The organism is Antribacter gilvus (assembly GCF_003946865.1).
Lineage (GTDB): Bacteria > Actinomycetota > Actinomycetes > Actinomycetales > Cellulomonadaceae > Antribacter > Antribacter gilvus.
This window is the reverse complement of the sequence record NZ_QXTH01000024.1, coordinates 1-17409: the sequence shown is the minus strand read 5'-3', so window position 1 is coordinate 17409 and position 17409 is coordinate 1. Positions and strand designations below refer to the sequence as shown.

Annotated in this window: 14 protein-coding genes; 5 read left to right on the top strand and 9 right to left on the bottom strand. The window is 67.2% G+C overall.

Annotated features, from left to right (window positions below):
* Window positions 1–3: 3 nt before the first annotated feature.
* Entirely contained in the window at window positions 4–774 is a 771-nt protein-coding gene (locus D1350_RS23070; RefSeq protein ID WP_420807833.1) for an MFS transporter, read from the top strand.
* Window position 775: 1 nt separating this feature from the next.
* On the opposite strand, the gene D1350_RS23065 is transcribed toward D1350_RS23070, so the two are convergent.
* Entirely contained in the window at window positions 776–1843 is a 1068-nt protein-coding gene (locus tag D1350_RS23065; protein WP_125778410.1) for a LacI family DNA-binding transcriptional regulator, read from the bottom strand.
* A 226-nt stretch (window positions 1844–2069) separates the two neighbouring features.
* Between D1350_RS23065 and D1350_RS23060 the strand changes: the two genes are divergently transcribed.
* From D1350_RS23060 to D1350_RS23050, 3 genes are all read left to right on the top strand, one after another.
* Window positions 2070–2369, top strand: coding sequence for a lactococcin 972 family bacteriocin (locus D1350_RS23060; RefSeq protein ID WP_125778409.1), 300 nt, complete (start codon window positions 2070–2072; stop codon window positions 2367–2369).
* Between the two features lie 371 nt (window positions 2370–2740).
* Complete coding sequence (locus tag D1350_RS23055) at window positions 2741–4837, top strand: hypothetical protein (RefSeq protein WP_125778408.1); 2097 nt, start codon at window positions 2741–2743, stop codon at window positions 4835–4837.
* A gap of 19 nt (window positions 4838–4856) precedes the next feature.
* A complete protein-coding gene (locus D1350_RS23050; RefSeq protein ID WP_125778407.1) occupies window positions 4857–5489 on the top strand; it encodes an ATP-binding cassette domain-containing protein in 633 nt (210 codons plus the stop codon).
* A gap of 105 nt (window positions 5490–5594) precedes the next feature.
* On the opposite strand, the gene D1350_RS23045 is transcribed toward D1350_RS23050, so the two are convergent.
* The 8 genes from D1350_RS23045 to D1350_RS23010 all read right to left on the bottom strand — a co-directional run bounded on the left by D1350_RS23045 (window position 5595) and on the right by D1350_RS23010 (window position 15931).
* Window positions 5595–6266 carry a hypothetical protein gene (locus D1350_RS23045; RefSeq protein WP_125778406.1) on the bottom strand — a complete coding sequence of 224 codons (672 nt, stop codon included), beginning with the start codon at window positions 6264–6266 and terminating at the stop codon, window positions 5595–5597.
* Window positions 6215–6682 carry a hypothetical protein gene (locus tag D1350_RS23040; protein ID WP_125778405.1) on the bottom strand — a complete coding sequence of 156 codons (468 nt, stop codon included), beginning with the start codon at window positions 6680–6682 and terminating at the stop codon, window positions 6215–6217. Before D1350_RS23040 ends, D1350_RS23045 begins: the two co-directional genes overlap by 52 nt.
* Window positions 6683–7059: 377 nt before the next feature.
* On the bottom strand, window positions 7060–11370 hold the full coding sequence (locus tag D1350_RS23035) for an NACHT domain-containing protein (RefSeq protein ID WP_125778404.1): 4311 nt from the start codon (window positions 11368–11370) through the stop codon (window positions 7060–7062).
* Between the two features lie 48 nt (window positions 11371–11418).
* Window positions 11419–11823: a DUF6375 family protein gene (locus D1350_RS23030; protein ID WP_125778403.1), complete on the bottom strand. Its 405-nt coding sequence runs from the start codon at window positions 11821–11823 to the stop codon at window positions 11419–11421.
* Window positions 11820–12719 (bottom strand): radical SAM protein, encoded by a 900-nt coding sequence (locus tag D1350_RS23025; protein ID WP_125778402.1) that lies wholly within the window; start codon window positions 12717–12719, stop codon window positions 11820–11822. The genes D1350_RS23030 and D1350_RS23025 overlap by 4 nt, the downstream gene beginning before the upstream one ends.
* A gap of 178 nt (window positions 12720–12897) precedes the next feature.
* Window positions 12898–13623: a PaeR7I family type II restriction endonuclease gene (locus tag D1350_RS23020; RefSeq protein ID WP_164545296.1), complete on the bottom strand. Its 726-nt coding sequence runs from the start codon at window positions 13621–13623 to the stop codon at window positions 12898–12900.
* A gap of 114 nt (window positions 13624–13737) precedes the next feature.
* Window positions 13738–15366, bottom strand: a complete 1629-nt coding sequence (locus D1350_RS23015; protein WP_206074653.1) for an Eco57I restriction-modification methylase domain-containing protein — start codon at window positions 15364–15366, stop codon at window positions 13738–13740.
* A gap of 82 nt (window positions 15367–15448) precedes the next feature.
* Window positions 15449–15931: a hypothetical protein gene (locus tag D1350_RS23010; protein ID WP_125778400.1), complete on the bottom strand. Its 483-nt coding sequence runs from the start codon at window positions 15929–15931 to the stop codon at window positions 15449–15451.
* Between the two features lie 62 nt (window positions 15932–15993).
* Between D1350_RS23010 and D1350_RS23005 the strand changes: the two genes are divergently transcribed.
* Window positions 15994–17259 (top strand): helix-turn-helix domain-containing protein, encoded by a 1266-nt coding sequence (locus tag D1350_RS23005; RefSeq protein WP_125778399.1) that lies wholly within the window; start codon window positions 15994–15996, stop codon window positions 17257–17259.
* Window positions 17260–17409: the final 150 nt, after the last annotated feature.

The following is a 17409-nucleotide window of genomic DNA, read 5'->3' as shown; positions in this document are numbered from 1 at the left end:
TGCCTGGCTCAAGCACTACAACCTGGAACGACCCCACCTCGGCATCGGCGGCCTCACGCCTATCGCCCGCGTCAACAACCTCTCGGGTCAGTACAGCTAGCGCTTCTCGGCCTGGCGTTCGTCATGCCGCCGCTCGAGGTAGACCGAGGCGACCACCCCGAAGGCCGGTCGGGCTGGCTACCACTGCTCGCATTGACGATCCGCAGCCGGCCGCTGCTGAAGCTCTGCTCGCTGACGGTGCTGCTCGTCGTCGCCTACTTCGCGGTGTACACCTACATCTCGCTCATCCTGGACCGGTTCGCCGGCGTGACCGCGGACCACCTTGCCGTGGTCCTCCTGTTGTACGGCCTCGCCGGGTTCGTCGGGGTGTGGGCGATCGGGAAGATCGCCGACGCGTTCCCTCAGCGCGCGGCGTTGGTGACGATGGGTAGCCTCGTCGTCTCGTTCGCCGGTATCGGCCTCTTCGCCTCGTGGGCACCCGGCGGTGTCGTGGCGTCCGTGATCCTGCTTGGTGCTGCGTTCTCGGCGACCCCGGTCTTCCTGCAGGCGACCGTGATGCGTGTGGTTCCCCAGGCCAGTGACGTCGCTTCGTCCCTCTACGTCGTGGCCTTCCAGATCGGGATCGCCGGCGGCTCCCTGGTGGGTGGGCTGGCCGTAGACGGCGGGCTGCTCGGCGTGGTCCCGTGGGCGGCGGCTGTGGTGGTGACCCTGGGCCTCCTCACGCTGCGCGTCCCGCTGCCGGCAGGGGCCGAGGTCCCTGCGCCCGTGAGCTGAATCAGGAACTTGCCACGCTGGTACGTGTTGTCGACCGCGGCACGATCCGCCATGCCGAGCTGGTGGACGTGACCTCGAGCCCGGCAGCGACCGAGCCGCACACGCGGCCCTGCTCGAACAGCGACTGCCACACCGTCGACAGTCCCGCTGCCTCCGCACCGGGCCCGTCGTCCCACCCGGTCACGGACACGTCGTCCGGCACCGCGAGCCCGTTCTCGCGCAGCGCATCAAGTGCACCGAGCGCCAGCTCGTCGCTGGTGCACAGCACGAGGTCCACCGGGACGCCGTCCGCGATCGCGCTGGACAGCGCGTGCTGCGCCTCGCCCCGGTCATTGCGCGAGAGCGCCAGCACGTAGGTCTCCTGCCACGAGAGCCCCACGGCAGTCACTGCGTCCCGGTATCCCGCGAGCCGGTCATGCGTCACAGGCAGCCGGGCGGCCGCCAGCGGCAGGTCGTAGCCCGCGCGGGCAACACGGTCCGTGTCCAGCGAGAAGCTGATGACGACCGGGTGCCTTACCTGGCCAGAAGAGAGCCCAAGATGCGCGATCGAGGCCGCCACCCCGCGGTCCGGCGCCCCGACCCGGACGAAGCCGTCGTAGGCAGGTCCGCCCTGGATCGCGCACGGCCGGTGCGTTCGAGCGGCCGCGTCGAGACATGGATCGTCCGCACGGGTGGTCCAGAACACGTACCCGTCGACAGGTGCCGCGGCGACCCGCTCCGCGTCCTCGGCATCGCCGACGGTCGGGATGATCGTCAGACCCAGCCCCTCTTCAGCACACACTGACGCGACACCGGCCAGGAAGTCCGTCGCCTGCGGGTTGCTGAACGCGTACGTCAGGTGCTCACTGAACACCACTCCGAGCGCCCCGGCACGCCCGCGTCGCAACGCGGTCGCCCAGGGGTTCTTCCCTTGGTAACCGAGCTCTGCCGCGGCAGCAAGCACGCGCTCGCGCGTGGCATCCGAGACCCGGTCAGGGTTGTTGAACGCGTACGACACCGTCATCAGCGACACCCCGGCACGGTGAGCGATCTCGCGCAGCGTGGGACGCCGACCCGCGGTGCTGTCCATGACCGCATCGTAACGAGGCGCCCTAGGTATCAGCGAGCGGCGGGGACCAGGGCGGCGACCCGCGTCGCGTCGCTCGCCCTTGTGGCGCACCCCTCTGGGCCAGGCTCCAGTCACGGTCGTGTCAACCCGTGAGGTACGGGTTTACCCTCCGAGTCTCGTGAGGCAGTCTCGAGGTGTTGCGGCGCCGCGACACCGTCCAGCACCATCCGAACTGCACCAGGGAGACATGATGCTCGGAAAGCTCCGGAAGCCCGTCGCCGCGATCGCGCTGGCGGCAAGCGTCCTCGTCGGCGGCGCCGCAGCGGCCCACGCCACCATCGAGTACGTGGGTGGCGGTACGTGGGACCACGGCGTGAACAGCAGCATCGTCTGGTCCGACTACTACCACGGCAACCGCTGCCACGGGTCGTCCGTCCAGGGCACGTACTACGAGAAGGACTACGCCTCGGCCGGCTACTGGTCGATCGCCGACGCGCCGTCGCGGCCGTTCGTCGCCGACCGCGCCTGGTACGACACCACCTGCTGACCTGACCGTGCCCGGGGCCCTCGGGGGCCCCGGGCGCTGCCACCCCACGGTCCCCGCGACCGTGGGGTGGCAGCGCCCGGTCCGCCGAGGGAGGCAGGCCGTCGTCGTCGGCCGCGACGCGCGACAGCGTCACGTCCTCGTACGACCCGGGTATGACACCGGTGGTCCGTGTTCATCCCCAGGTGTGATATCCGCCGGTCAGGATCTCTCGTAGCGTGATCCACGCCGCTCTCTGAGCCATGGTGCGATCACGTTCTTCGTCAACAAGGCCTGGTACGACACCACCTGCTGACCTGACCGGGCCCGGGCCCTCGGCGGCCCGGGCACCGACCCACCTCACGGTCCCCGCGACCCCGGCTCGAAAGAAGCGCATGCTGCCACGTCTCGTCCGTCTCGCGTACGTGCTCGGTGTGATCGTTCCGGTCGTGCTCGCGGTGCAGGTCTTCATGGTCCTCGACGAGGGAGAGGGCGCGGGCGCCCTGTTCCAGGTCGTCGTGCAGGACCTCGAGCAGCCGGTCTCGGCCGAAGACCTCACGGGGACACTGCAGGAGGTCGCGACGGACGGGCAGGCCGACGTCGGCTTCGTCGTCGTCGACCTGACCGACCCGACGCGCACGAAGCACATCTATGCAGTAGCGGGTACGCCCGGCGGGGTCGTGGCCGACCGCCTGGCGGGCGGGTATCGGCACTTCGCCCCGTACATCGAGGAGCACTACCGAGCCTTCAGCGAGGTCGGCGACCTCGACCCGCGAGGCTACTACCTCGTCTGGGGTGACCGTGCTGACGCGGACGCGGTGCTGACGGCGCTCGGCGAGCACGGACTGTCCGGCGAGGTGCACCCGTACGCCGGCCATGTCGGAGCTCTCCTGACCGATCCCCAGCTGTTCGTCAACGGTCATCGGCTGACCGCCGCGGCGGTGGCGCTGCTCGCGCTCGTCGTGATGGTCGGAGGCGGCGTGGTGATGAGCGCCCAGGCCTACGGCGTGCAACGCCTGCAAGGCAGCTCGTTCGGCGCGGTGTTCCGCCGCGACCTGCACGAGGTCGTGGTCGTCCTGGCCGGCACCGTGGCCGTGGCAGCGCCCGTCGCCGTCGTGGTGCTGTGGTTCTACAACCGCTGGGCCCGGGCCGGCGAGCTCGCCGCGGTGGTGCTCGGCGTCACCTGCCTGTTCCTCGTCGTCGTGCTCCTTACCCACCTGGCAGCGATCGGCCTGTCCTTCCGCGTGCCGATCCTTGCAGCGGTGAAGGGCCACTTCTCCGCGGACTGGGCCCTGGTCGGCGTGTTCGCCATCCGCGTCGCCGGGGTCTTCCTCGCGGCGAGCGTCGCGTTCGCGACCCTCCAGACCGCGCTGCAGGTCGAAGACCGCGCCGCCGCTCAGGAGCGCTGGGACACAGACCCGCACGCCGTGTACGTCCAGCTCTCGGGGCAGATGGGGGGCGACGACCCGGAGCTCGAGGCGGCGTTCGGATCGATGGCGCGCGAGGCCGTGGAACATGGCGACGCCGTGCTGGTCGACGACATCTCCCGGCAGCTCACGCTGACGGAGCGCCTGCCCGGCGGCCGGGCGGAGGGCCGGTCGACCGCAGACGCCTGCCCGGTGCTGCTCGCGAACGAGGCCTACCTGGAGCGTCAGGCGGTGACCGGAGCGTCGGGAGAGCGAGTGACGAGCGTGCCCGACGGCGCCGTCACCGCCCTCGCGCCGCCCGCCTGCCTCTCGTTCGCGCAGGATGTGATCCCGGGCTTCATGGGCGGGCCCGCACGATCCGCACAGGAGACGCCGGGCGGCGCCGTCGAGGTCTCCTACCAGGAGCTGGCCACCGCACAGTCCCACTTCACCTACGGCACGATGAACGACCTCCAGGACGCCGCTCTGGTCCACGACGCGGTCCTGGTCGTCGTCCCTCCGGGCACACAGGTCTTCCCTGACGACTTCTACGGCGCCTTCCTCACGCAGGGGAACATCGTCTTCCCCGACGCGGCGACCGCGCAGCGCTACGTCGACGAGTTCGAGGTCGGCTCGATCGTCAACGGCATCTGGTCCGCGAAGCAGCACGCGGCCGGGCAGTACGCGCAGGTCGTCGCGAGCTCCCGCCTCATGCTGCTCAGCCTGCTCGTCGCGCTGTTCATCCTGGTCGTGACGGCCGTGAGCGTGAGCGCGATCCACGTCAGGCGGTCGGCGCAGCTCGTGTACGTCCACCACATCACGGGCTGGCCATGGTGGCGGGCGCACCGGTGGGTGCTGGCGGTCGAGACGGCCCTGGCATCGGTCGCGATCGGCGTAGGAGTGAACGGCGCCCTCGCGACGACGCACGAGGCGGTCCGTTTCGAGGCGGCCGTGCTCGCGGGGAACGGCCCGGCCCTGCGCGTGGCCGTGGCGGTCGCCGTGGTCCTCCTCGCATTCGGCGCCGTGCTCGTCGGCCTGCGCCGTGCCACTTCCCGGCTCGTGTCCACCCGCTCCGCCGACTCCTGACCCATGAAGGAGATCTGATATGTCGTCCGTCGTCGTCGAGGGTGTTGCCAAGTCCTTCGGCTCCCGTGTGCTGTTCGAGGACCGTTCGTTCACGGTCGAGCAAGGTCAGATGGTCGCGCTCACCGGCCCGTCGGGCTCAGGCAAGTCGACTCTCCTGAACTGCATCGGGCTCCTGGAGAAGGTGTCCGCCGGCTCGATCACGGTGGACGGCCAGGACGTCACCCGTCTGCGTCCCGCCGGCGCGCGCCGGTTCCGCCGCGACACCCTCGGTTACCTCTTCCAGAACTACGCTCTCGTGCAGAACGCGACGGTCCAGTTCAACCTGGATGTGGCTCGCGTCCCGGGCCGCAAGGGCCGGCCGGGGGTCCCCCTCGAGGAGGCCCTGGAGCGTGTGGGGCTCCAGGGGCACGAGAAGGCTCCCGTCTTTCAGCTCTCGGGCGGCGAGCAGCAGCGCGTGGCGCTGGCCCGGCTCATGGTCAAGGCCCCGACGGTCGTCCTGGCCGACGAGCCGACGGGCGCACTCGACCGGATCAACGCCGACATGGTCCTCAAGTCGCTGCGCGAGTTCGCCGGCGCGGGGGCCGCGGTCCTGGTGGCGACCCACTCCCAGCACGTGGTCGAGGCCTGCACCGACGAGATCCGGATCGGCTGAGGCCGCGGCCCGCGCCGGGCACCGTGGGACGACGGGGAGCGTTGGACGGGGCGGGAACGTTGAGATTCCGCGGATTCTCAAGCCGTGTGTTGGATTGCTGCGGGCTCAGCCGTGGCTTCGGTGCCCTGGCGTAGGCGGTAGAGCAGCCAGCATCGGCTCGGCAAAGCGCACCCCGATTTCACGAGTCGCCGGCTCACAGTCCCACAAGCACTCGCCAGCCCACCGGGCCGTGAACTGAGGGTTGGCGATCGCCATCGCACGTGCGGCCCGCCAGCGGGCGTAGGAGTACGCGGAGTCGCTGTAGATGCGATCGAGCTCAGGGTACGGACCGGCTTCTGGGACCCGGCCCAGAGCGTCGACCAGGCTGCAGATCGTGCCGTAGTCATCGGCGGTGCCAAGCACGTCTCGGACCGCCGGAACATCCTGCGCCTCGGCGTGCCGACTCATGATGTCGTGAGCGGCGTCCACACGATGGTCCGCGGCGGTGATCCATCTCCGCGCGAGGGGCAGCGAGATCTCTGGAGGGAGCTCGCGGAGGTAGTCGCGGGCCATCCGACGATCGAACCCGACCGCAGTGGAGGCCACCACCTCCGCGACGGCAGGCAGCCGTGCGACATCGCCGCGACGCCCAAGCACTCGCATCGCGAGCAACCGCCCCCACCGGTTCGGGTGGCGGACGGCGGCGTCATGCAATGTCGCGATCTCGTCCCGCGACGTCGTGGCGCTCAGCCGGTCGATGAGCCGCTTGCTGAGCGGCGGGACCGCGCCGGCCAGCACGACATCGAGCGGGGCGGCCGGATCAAGTCGCACAGGGCGGCGACGGGGCGCCTGAAGGTCATCCGGTGGTCTTCGGGCTCAGCGACGTCGGCGTGCAGTCGTGCCGCGTCCGTGTCGCCGTGCTCGGCCATCGCTTCCAGAACGCTCTCGGCGAGCCACCCGTCCTCGGTGCCGTCCACCAGCACGCAGACTTCTGTGGCGGGTAGGGAGAGGCGGATGGCGAGCGTCGCGTAGTAGGTGGCGCGGTGCTCGACCTGCCGGTCCCACCGCGGGTCGTCAGCGACGCACGCCAACAGATGATCGCGGCCATGACGGACCGACTCCGCGGCACGGCGCCAGCCGTTTCCTCGGCCGCGCTGCAGGAGGCCGAGGTCGGACGACGCGGGCGCCAAACCTGGCGGCTGAGGAAGGTCCATCGCCGGGAACACTACCGATGCAAGCGTCCGGAGAGCAGGCCATGTCAGCAACGCGGGCGGCCCGTGAGGAGCCACATGGCCCGTGGTCATGTGTACCCAATCGGTACCGGACACCCCGCGCGAGAGCATCGCGGCAAGTCAGGCTCGTAAAAACGGACGAGTCGGTCTGTACGCCGGGTTCTCCCGAGGGGTGTCCGGTCCTGTCCGCTGGTGTCCACCGGGAGCGTTGGGTGGGGCGGGATCGTTGAGATTCCGCGGAAAATCCGGTCCGCCGTGGCGTTGGTCGGGATGGTGTCCGACGGCGGGTGACAGCGCTCATGTGTACCCAATGTGTACCGGGAGAGAGCCCTTCAGCTGCCGACGGGCCTCCGCACGACCTACTTGGCCCCCTCCGCTCCCTCCTCGCCGCATCCGGTGTCTCCCGGCGCCTCCCGCTGCCCTTCAACGACGATCCGGTGAGTGCGCCAGATGTTTCGGTACGCCCCATAGACCGTCAGTAGCTGTTTGGGCACCTGCGCACGCCGTGCGGTGTGGATCTGTCGCTCGCCCCAACCGAACGTGACGACGGTTCGGTTGCCGGCGTACGCCTTCACGACGTCCTCCCGGACGTACAGCAGATGACCGTTGAAGCCCTCGGGCGCCGTGAAGCTCATCGCCGCGGCACGACCGTCTGCATCGACCTGGTCGAACCCAGCAGCGACCGAACGCAGGCACGAGTGCTGTGAGAGCCGTTGGCTCGGCACATACGCGAACGCCTGATTCTCGGCGCTGTTATGGCCCTCCCACGCGAAGGTGTGAGCCATCGACTCGATTTCTAGCTCCACGTGCAGCGGGATGGTGGCGGGGTAGGCCGCCTTCCTGGCCTTGATGAGTGCCAGGTACTCGGGCGGCTCCCCGTCCGTCCCCTCCTCCGATTCGCAGTGGTGCTCACTACCGGACGCCTCGGCGCCAGCTTCGCTTCCCATGAATAGGGGCGCATTCACTCGAATGTGGTCGATGTATGGGTCCTCGCTGTCGTGCGGATCTACCCACCCATCGTCCTCATCCCGCTCGATAGGACGGCTGCCGATACCTGCGATGTCATCGCCCGACGTCACCATCCGGGGATGCCACGGGATCTCGCCGGCAAAGAGGTAGTACGCGGTCGGGAGTTCGATGAGATCACGGCCGGGATGGCGCCTTTCCGACCACCACGTCATTAGCGCTTCGAGGTCGACCGGGGTGAGCGCAACAGTGTTGAACAGGCCAAACACGCTACGGCCCGTCTTTTCGTCCTTCGCGTCGAGTTCGGCGTGGACGAGGACCCATGGCCCTTCCGTTCCACCAAGGGTGTTGGCGTACATGAGGTCGTCCGGGACGGTGACGATCCCGTTGGTGAGCCAGTTGCGATCGTCTGTCGGTGTCGAACGTACCCAGGTGGGCACCGTGAGCGGCAGTGACGGCGAGGTCTGTGGGAACGTCGGATCGATATCGACCTCGAGCCCGTAGACGCGCTCCCCGCGTGCAGCCAGCATCCCGGTCAGAAGGTACAGCCCGATCCAGCTGTACTTTTTGCCGTATCGCTCGATGCGGCCCGGGTTCCTGTCTTGATTCTGTTGGCCGATTCCCTGATCGACGGACGAAAAACTGCTCCCGCGCCAGCCGAGTTCATATATGACCCCAAGGATTTGGTCGGTCGCGTTGCGGTGGCCCTCGTGCTCGTAGTCGTAATTGGAGCGGTCGTCGAAGAGGCGTCCGATAGTGTAGTTGCCGAAGTCCATGTGGATGGTGTGTTCGACTTCGTCGCGCCTCTCATCTCCTTCTGGCAGGGGGTCGGGAAGGTGGCCCTCGGCGAACGCGATCCCGTCGGTAGCAGCCGTCGGAACCGCTGCGGGGTAGTGGCGGCGTCCGAATTCGATTGTCGCCGCGATGTAGTACCGGATGAGCCGGTGGTAGGTCGGCGCGGTGGCCGCGTCTCCGGTGGTAGCGGCGATGAGCGCCTCGAGGTAGGTCCTGAGGTGGTTCTCGAACTCTGGATCTGGCTGCTGGTGGGCAGTGGCAACGCCATACGCAGCACCGGTGACTCGTTCTCCGACGTACGCGTCATTGATCTCCAACGATCCGGCTGCGAGCTCGAACAGCGAGGCGGCGTCCCCCCGGCCATACCAGTAGAGGGCGGCGGTCGCTGCGTCGCGCAGGTCTCGCACTGTGCTCGTAAGCATCCACATGAACCAGCGTGCCCGAAGTGCGTCGGCTTCGGTTCGGTCGTCGGTCTGTCGCCAACGCGTGGTCCACAATCGGAGGTCTTCCATCGCGCGTGCGTCCGTTCCGGGGTCCTGGTAGCGGTACGGCCGCGTCGATTTACGGAGCCACTCGGTCCAAGTGAGGTCACGTTCAGCCACACTTAGCGACCGCAGCACACTATCGGCGAAGATCGCGTTGAACGGGTGGTCAGGAACGGCACGGACAGATCTGAGTCGGGGCCAGAAGCTTGTTGCCTGCGACAGACTCGATAGATTCCGCTTCCAGGCCACTACGGTGGCAGCGTTGACCTCCTGTGCCGCCAGCTCGGTTGTTCGGAGAAGGGCGGCGTCAAGCAGGATGCCTTGCACGTACTCCCAGAGGTGTCCCAGGCCGCGTTGGGGAAGCACGAAGACCAGCGCGTCGAAGATGTCGACGGCTAGTGGGTGGACGCCGGCCAGGTCACCTGTGAACCTGGCCGCAGTTCCGGAGGTGCCGAGCGAAGTGGCGAATGTCGCGCCGCGGGTTTCGGCCAACGCCGAGGCAATGATGTGGCCGGCGAGGAGATCGTATACGACCGACACGACCAGTCCTTCTCGGTTGTCAGTTGCCTCCGAAGAACCAGACGCCGCCTCGTCCGCGTCGATCTCCTGTGCTGTCTGTCGGATGAGAACACCCTCCTCCTGAAGAGCATTGAGGATGCTGTCGTCCCATAGTCGGTTGGTGTCGCCGAAGAGCTCCTTCACGCGGCGCTCGCTGACCTCGCGGGAGTTGGTGTCCCACATCTCGACACCGAGCGCTCGGAGGGCGCCATGGACATCCGTAGCTCGAATTCGGGAGTTTGGGAGGGCGTCGATCCGGCGTGCGGCGTCCGCAATGTATGCGTCGAACATTGCGTTCAACGACGGCGCCCGGTCAACGAGTTGAACACGAGACTCTCTGGTCGGATTCATGATCGAGCAGAAGATCCGCAACGTGATTGGGTGATCGAAGCGTTCGAGGGGCAGGTCGGCGCCGTCAGTGTCGATTTTGAAGTGGTCGAAGTACTTCTCCACCGCCTGGTCGACGTTTTCCCCGAACCCGTTGAGGTCGACAGAGGTGGACAGTGAAGTGGGTATCGACCGGTCGACGAAGGCCGACCGGAGAGTGCAGACGAGAAGAACCGACGGGTAGTCTTGGAGCTGAACCAGCGCCCGCTCCAGGAGAGGTTTCCAGTCGCTCGGATTCTCGGCCTCGTTGAGTCCGTCGATGACGATGGGGAGGCGACATTGGGCGCGTGCGGCAGCTGCATCGACGGCTGCGAGAAGCGCGTCGAAGGTCTCGACCTTCTTCCCGTTGATGGACACTCGTTGGGCGAGGTCGTCGAGGTCGTCTCGGCTTCGCAGTTGTCGACCGAAGAGCAGGACGCCAGCCGGTCGGGACTCGGTAGAGCTTGCGAGCTTGGCCGCAAGGTGTGTTTTCCCGTATCCGGCGTGGCCTGTGACGGTGACGCACCGGACCGCGAGCTGGCCGAAGAGGCTCTTCGCCAAAGCGACGGCGTCGCGCGTGTGAGAAACCAAGTTGGTACAAGGTAGCGCAGCCGGGTGGTTGGCGGCGCGGAGCTTGCGCAGCACGGAGGGTATCGGGGCTGGCGCGTCCGGAACGATGGCTTCGCCGAGCTCGCGCCACGTGTGATCCCCGCCTGGCGTCAGGTGCTCGTGAGCATCGGCGAGGAGTTGCCGGACGGTTTCCGCTGTCGCCAGAAGTTCATCCAACTCCGCTTGAACTGACGCCTCGAGGGGATCGGCGGCAACGTCGCCAGCGATGGTCTCTGCGAGCAAAGTGATCTCGGACCCTACGACTTCTAGGTGCCCCCATGCGCCAGGCTCAGCGAGCATGCGCCTAAGCGTCGTCTCGGCCGGACTGGTTTGATGCACCTCGGGGAACCAGCGCTCTCGCACGTCGGCCAGGGCCAGGTCCTTGAGTGATTCGAGGCGGTCCGGCGTGAGGACTAGGTCTCCGAAGTACGTCTGGCGTAGCAACTCGGCGTCGCCCGTAAGAAGGTTGGCTAGGTCCTCTGCGACCTGGTGGTCGAGTTTGAAGGGCGTACTCAGGCCGTCCCACCAGGGTCCGTCGGTCGGCGCGAGCGGGCGACGGGTACACAAGACCCAGTGGGTAAGCCCGGGCAGGTGCTTCCTTGTCTTGGCGAGCGAGTCCTCCACATCGTGCTTGCGGCCCGCGCCGATCGCGCGGCCCGCCGCTAGGCCGTTCCACCACTTGGTCTGCCAGCCGAACCATTGACCGGCATCTCCGAGCGCGCAGTTGCGGTCGAGCTTGAGGTGGAACTCGACGCCCGGTTGTTGGGCGCGTGCTTGGAACGTCCCGAATTTGCCGTAAGTACGCCGCACTGCGCCGCGCCACAGGAGCTCGAAGTTCGCGGTCTGGTCACCGGGCAGGCTTTCGAAGCGGCTCCAGTCGAGCTCAGTCATCTGGCGAACTCCGTCTCGAGTCCACCGGCGCGGCGCTGAGCGGGTGCATTATTGGGCCCCCACGCCGGTGTCGTGGTCGTGTCCGGAGTACATTTCGACCTTGGCGCCCTTGGCGATGAGCACCTTGACGTAGGCCATGACGTCGATTTCGTCGGTCTGGACGACGACGTCGGCACCATCGACCTGGACTTGGGCGTCGTATAGGAACTGCTCGACCTCGGCGTACCCGAGGCTGTGGATGCCCGTCTCCCTCAACACGACGAGAAGTTCATCGCTGAACAGGCGAGGGAGCTCGCCGTACTCCAAGCGGCCGGCTACCTGCTCTGCCTCGGCTGCTGAGGTCAGGGTCGTGATGGCTTCCTTCGCTGCGTGCGCTTCGCCGGCGTCTGCGAAATGCCCGATCATTTTCAGGTTCATCGAGTGCTCAGTTCCGTAACCGTGCCAGATCTTCATGCCGTCTCCATCTGCGCGAGCTGCTTGAGCGCAGCCATCACTCCATCTTCCCCAATGCGAACGCCGCTCGGGGCGTAGGACGAGGCCCGAGCCGTTCCGCTCGCGTCGATGTGCGCGTACGAGCGCACGCCCAATTCACTAGGAAGCGCGTCCGCGATCGGCACGCCAAGCGCAGCATCGGCTGACGTAGCGAGCCTCACGGGGCCGGGGTACGTAAGGACCCAGCGCTCCAGCGTATGCAGCGTCGCTTGCTTTACCCCGGGTGCCCCAGCGGTCGGTTGCTCTGGCAGTAAGAGAAGTTCAGAGGCGCCATGCTCCGCGGCAAGTGCAGCGATGGCGTCGAGGTCGTCGACTGTATCCTCGTTCACCACAGCGTTCATTCCCCACTGGAAGTCGGCCGCAATCGTGTCAAGAGCCACGCGCAACTGCGCGAAGCGCCGACCCCGGATGCGTTCGTAGGTGCTTCCGACCCCGTCGACGCTTACCCGAACAAAGTTCACCGCACCGCGAAGGCGCGAGACTAGGTCGGCGTTCCAACGGTGTCCGTGGGTTGTCATCGTCACCGCCAGGTCTGTGTTCTCGGCCGCGTACGCACACACCTCAGGAAGATGCCTGTACAAGGTTGGTTCGCCGCCACCGAAGCCCAGCCCCAACGCCCCAGCCCGGTCGAGCTCGTCCACCCAGCGCAAGAGGCGATCCACCGCCAGGCGCGCAGGCTGCTTCGGGGCGTAGCAGAAGGAGCACGCAAGGTCACAAGCGTTCGTCACCGCGATCGAGACCTGGCGGGGCGCCGCGGACCAGGCGTGTTCCGGCGGCGTGACCTCGTCGAGAAGGACATTCAGGCCGGACTGCCGGTCAAACAGATGCACGCCGTCGGGTCCAAGGCGGATCCTCATTCCCATCGCCTACCCTCCAGTTCCGACCGGCCCTCGCCAGATCTCGACCTCAAGGTGCTCGTGACGCACTGCGGCTTCTCGCGATCCTCGATGTCGTCCAGCAGCGCGTACGAGAGACGCGGGAGATGCACGGGAGATGATTCGGTGGGCTGGCTTGGGGACGGTGCGTCTGCCATCGTCATCCAGCGTCGAAAGCGCTATCAGGGAGCGCGCGGATGTACTCGATACGCCCCTTGATCGCAGCGCCGAAGTTCGCGAACGAAAGCTCGAAGTCGGGCTCGTCGTAGATCCCCTGGCCCTGCTCCGTTGCGGCAACGACGGCCGCGTCGTACTGCTGCTCGTGAAGGAGCCGGCGGAGCAGGATCCGGTATCGGTCGAGGTAGCTGGTGTCGTTGAAGATCGAGTCAGTCGGGAAGAGCGCCGGTGCGGTCCTCTGGATAGCTGTAGACACGGGTGTCTTCTCGAGGATCATCACGAACGCGAGCCAGGGCCGGATCGGGCCGAGGTAGCCCTCCTGGTAGGCCCGCCAGATGTCTGCGGCGTTGCCGATCGCTTCCTCGGTCCGGTTGTTGAAGTTGTTGCCGAAGGAACCGCTCTGGCTCTTGAACTCGATCGCCGCGACGAGCACACCCCGATACAGGACGATCAGGTCCCAGTCCTTGGTCCTCCGGTAGTAGCCCGGGAGCGTCAGCTTGCCCGAGGTCCGAATGTCGAAGTCGATGCCCTCGGCGTTGCGGAACAGTTCGGCGACGGCGTCCCGCATCGGGTCGAGGTGCTTGCCGCCGGTGACGGCACCTCGGGTTCCGGCGTCCGCGCGCCCGGCTTCGATCTGTCGCTGCGCCTGGAGGTCGCGACCGGTCCAGTAAGCCCGGACGGCAGCGTCCCAGGTGAGATCAATCGGCAAGTGCCTGGTCCCTCTCATGCTCAGTCGGTGGCGATGCTGAATCGCTCGGACTGCACCCTGTCACGAGCGTGACGGCCTGTCACTCGGTACACCGCCCTGACCTGGGGTGAAACGTCAGAGGTGCCCCTCGGGCAACCCATACGCGGCTTCGGCTGCGCGGGTCGCAGCGTCGCGATCCCATGCTCGGTGCGCCTCCCGCAGACGATCGAGGATCTCGGGCGCTAGCGACTCTGGGGCCGGCACTCGGATCTTCCGGAGGTACTGCGCCTGGAACCGCAGCGTTCCGCCACGCATCCGCACGCCATACGCCTCAATGAACGCCTGAGCAATCCGCGACAGCAGCAGCCCGCCAAGCACCTCCAGGTCCCAACCAGTCGAGGTGATGTAGTACAGATTGTGGTGCGGGTAGTAGCCGCCCGGCTCGAACACCGGAGTGATCTGCGCCTTCATGTCCTGCAGCAGCAGCTTCGGCCGTTCGCGCAGGCCGGGGTACACCTTGTCGATCGTCCGGTGCCAGGTCGTCGGGTTCCGCTGCGCGACATACCTCTTCACGACCGCCGGGTGCGACGCCAGGGCCTGCTCCATCCGCGGATACCGCGCAAGGTCAACGAGGACGCCCTGCTCGTCCCACGGGTTGATCAGCACCTTCTTCGGCGTCACCAGTTGCCCGGAACGGATGTCGTCGGCCATGACGAGCGGCAGGAGCCGGTCGGGCTCGACATCCGCATCGGGTGCCACGACGTACGCCTTGTCCGCACCCGTGGCGACACCGATCGAGATCTTCGTGTCCCCGCCGGTCTGCTCAAGCGTGGGGAACCGCTCGGCCAGGTCCTCCAGAAGACGGATCCGCTGCGGGCCGCCTGCCGGCCACAGGTCCGGTCCCTCGAACCAGTCATGCATCCGAGCGCCCGTCCAACCGGCCCCCGCGCCTTCGGCGTCGTCGGACTGCGCGAACTTCACCGCCTCCGCGGCGCTACCGGCACCGAACTCCGCAGTCGTCTCCAACACTGTCGCGTCGCCCTGCGGCCGGTTAGCAAGCACCGTGATCGCCGGGTAGGCGGAGACCTCGGCCTCGAAGGCGTCGACGTCGTGCATCTGCCACAGCGTCTCTACCGCGTACCGCTCGCCAACGAGTGTCCGGAGCGCAGCGCCGTACTGGTTTCGCATCCATCGGTCCGCGCAGATGAACCCAAGCTTCCCGCCAGGACGCAGCAGCGAGAGAGAGCGCTCGAAGAACCCGACGAAGATGTCCGCTCTGCCCTTCATCGTCTTCCACCGGGCCCGGTAGGCGGCTTCAACGCCGTCGTCCAGGCCCTCGGTGCGGATATAGGGCGGGTTCCCGACAACGAAGTCGGCTACGAGATCGCCATCGTCAAGGAGGAAGTCCGCAGCCTGTACCCACGACGCTGCCAAGCGCTCCGCCGTCGCCGCGTCAGCGCCTGCGGACTCGAGGATCGCCGCAGCCCGGTGCCGACACGTCGACACGTGGGCGGGCTGCAGATCGAATCCGCGAATCGCGCCCTCCAGTAACCCCCACTGCGCCCCATGCCGCTTGGCACTGGCAACTAGCCGCTCGACGATCGGTTCAAGGAACGCCCCCGACCCGACCGACGGCTCGACCAAGACAGTCCGCGAGAGATCGACGTCGTCGGTGTAGCCGACCAAGTCCAGGATCGTCTCCACGACCCACCGCCTGGTGAACACCTCGCCGTACTCGACCTCGCCCGCTGTTGCCACTGCCATGTCCCGCATCTTCGCACAGGTGTCCGACACGCCGCTGGACCCAGGCGTGGTGTTCCCCAGCGTTCACAAACTGGCTAGTCCGCTAGCGAGTCGTGGAGCGCGCGGCGCCATTGGGCCAGATCACTGTTATGGGGAGCCCTCGCCGCTGGGCGAGAGCGACCGCGTGTCCCGTGCCACTGTCGGTGCTGCCATCCCACACGGCGGCAAGCACGTCACATTGATCGACCATGTGACGGCTTGCCGCGTTGTATGCGTCGCGCCCGGCGGTCTGGAATGGCATCTGTTCAACGGCGACGGCTTGGCGGAGGTATTCGGCACATCGGCGTCGGGCGTCGGGATCGGTGATGTTGTCGAAGTAGTCGGCCGCAGGCACGACGACGTGGAGCGCTCCGCCGAGCGCAAGGATCGCGTCGGCGAAGAGCTGGTCTGCGCCTCGCGCCAGGCAGGTTATGCCAGTCAGATCGGCGCCCTCGTACTGGCTCAGTTCCGCGTCGAGCGCTTGACGCACAAGCACGAGTGTCGGTTCGGTGAGGTCGGTGTGCCCGGTGATACCGACGACGGTCATGGCTTCGGCGCTCCCGAGTTCAGGCGTTGTGGACTCGACGTGGAGAGCCTACGGTCTGGGGCATGGGCCAGGGCTTGGATTCTCGTCCGTCAGCGGCTCGCGTCGCGCCGTTGACGACGGGCGCGCGTGTTCGCCTGCTCCGCGAGTCGCGCGGGATGACCCGCCCTGTTCTCGCGGGGCTGGTTGGGCGAAGCCCCGACTGGCTCAAGAAGGTCGAATCCGGCAGCCGGCAACTGAACTCGCTACCGCTGCTGTTGCAGGTCGCCCGCGCACTGAACGTCCGGGACCTGGCCGAGCTGACTGGAGATGGCGAGACCGTTCCGGTCGACGCCTGGAGCGATGAAACGCACCACGTCGTCCCAGCGATCCGGCAGGCGATGCGAGACGCCGCGTTCCCCAGCCTGAGTGACGAACCACCTTTGTCGGCGGCTGACTTGCAGGCGAAGGTGCGACGGTTGTGGGTCCTTTGGCACACCTCTCCACGGCAGCGCACCGACGTCGGAGTCCGACTGCCGGTCCTGATCCAACAGGCTCATCATGCGATCCGCTCGCACGACGGCGTCGAACGTCGCCTGGCCAAGGCTGCGGCCGGGGACCTGTACCGCCTGGTGCAGCGACTCTTGGCCCACATCTGCGAACCCGAACTGCACGCCCTGGCAGTCGAGCGCGGTCGCGCGCTGTCCGAGGACGCCGACGAGCCGATGTCGCTCGCGCTGGCCGCATGGTCGTCGTCGGTCAGCCTGTGCGCCTCCGGCCACTACGACGACGCCGCCCGGCTCGCCGACGGTGGCACCAAGTACCTCGCGCCGATGCTGCGCGGCGTCGGCCAGATCAGCTACCAGGCGTGGGGCACGCTCGGCGCCCTCCAGATCGAGGCAGCAGCCGCGCACGCACTCGCGGGCCGCGACGGCGACGCACAAAGGTACCTGGACCTCGCACACCGCACCGCGTCGCGCATGGATGCGGGTACCTGGCACGAGCAGTCAGGGTTCGAGCCGGCCGGCGTGCGCATCATGTCCGTCATCGTGACCTCGTGCCTACGCCGGCACGGCGACGCCGTCAGCCAGGCCGACCGGATCGACCCGACGGCGTCACCGTCCCTGGTTCGGTCCTCCCGCCTCCTGCTGGAGACCGCCGACGCCCAACGGCACAGGACCGACTACGCGTCCGCAGTGCGGTCCTTGACCGCCGCCGCGGAGATCTCCACCGAAGCGGTGGCACTCATCCCGTGGGCTCGAGAACTGGCTGACGAACTGGCCGACAGCACCAGTGGCCAGACCCATTCCCACGCCACTCAGCTCGCCGGTCGACTCAAGGCCGTGCGCTGACGACTTTTTCGTAGGGGGACAACCTGTCCCTCTCACGGTTCCCCGTGCGCCATAGCGGTAGTTGTCAAGTCAAATGAGACGTGTTCAAGCCTTGGAGGCGTGTTCTTGTGATTTTCGCCGCTCTGGGTCGTTGATGGCTGCCTTTTCGGG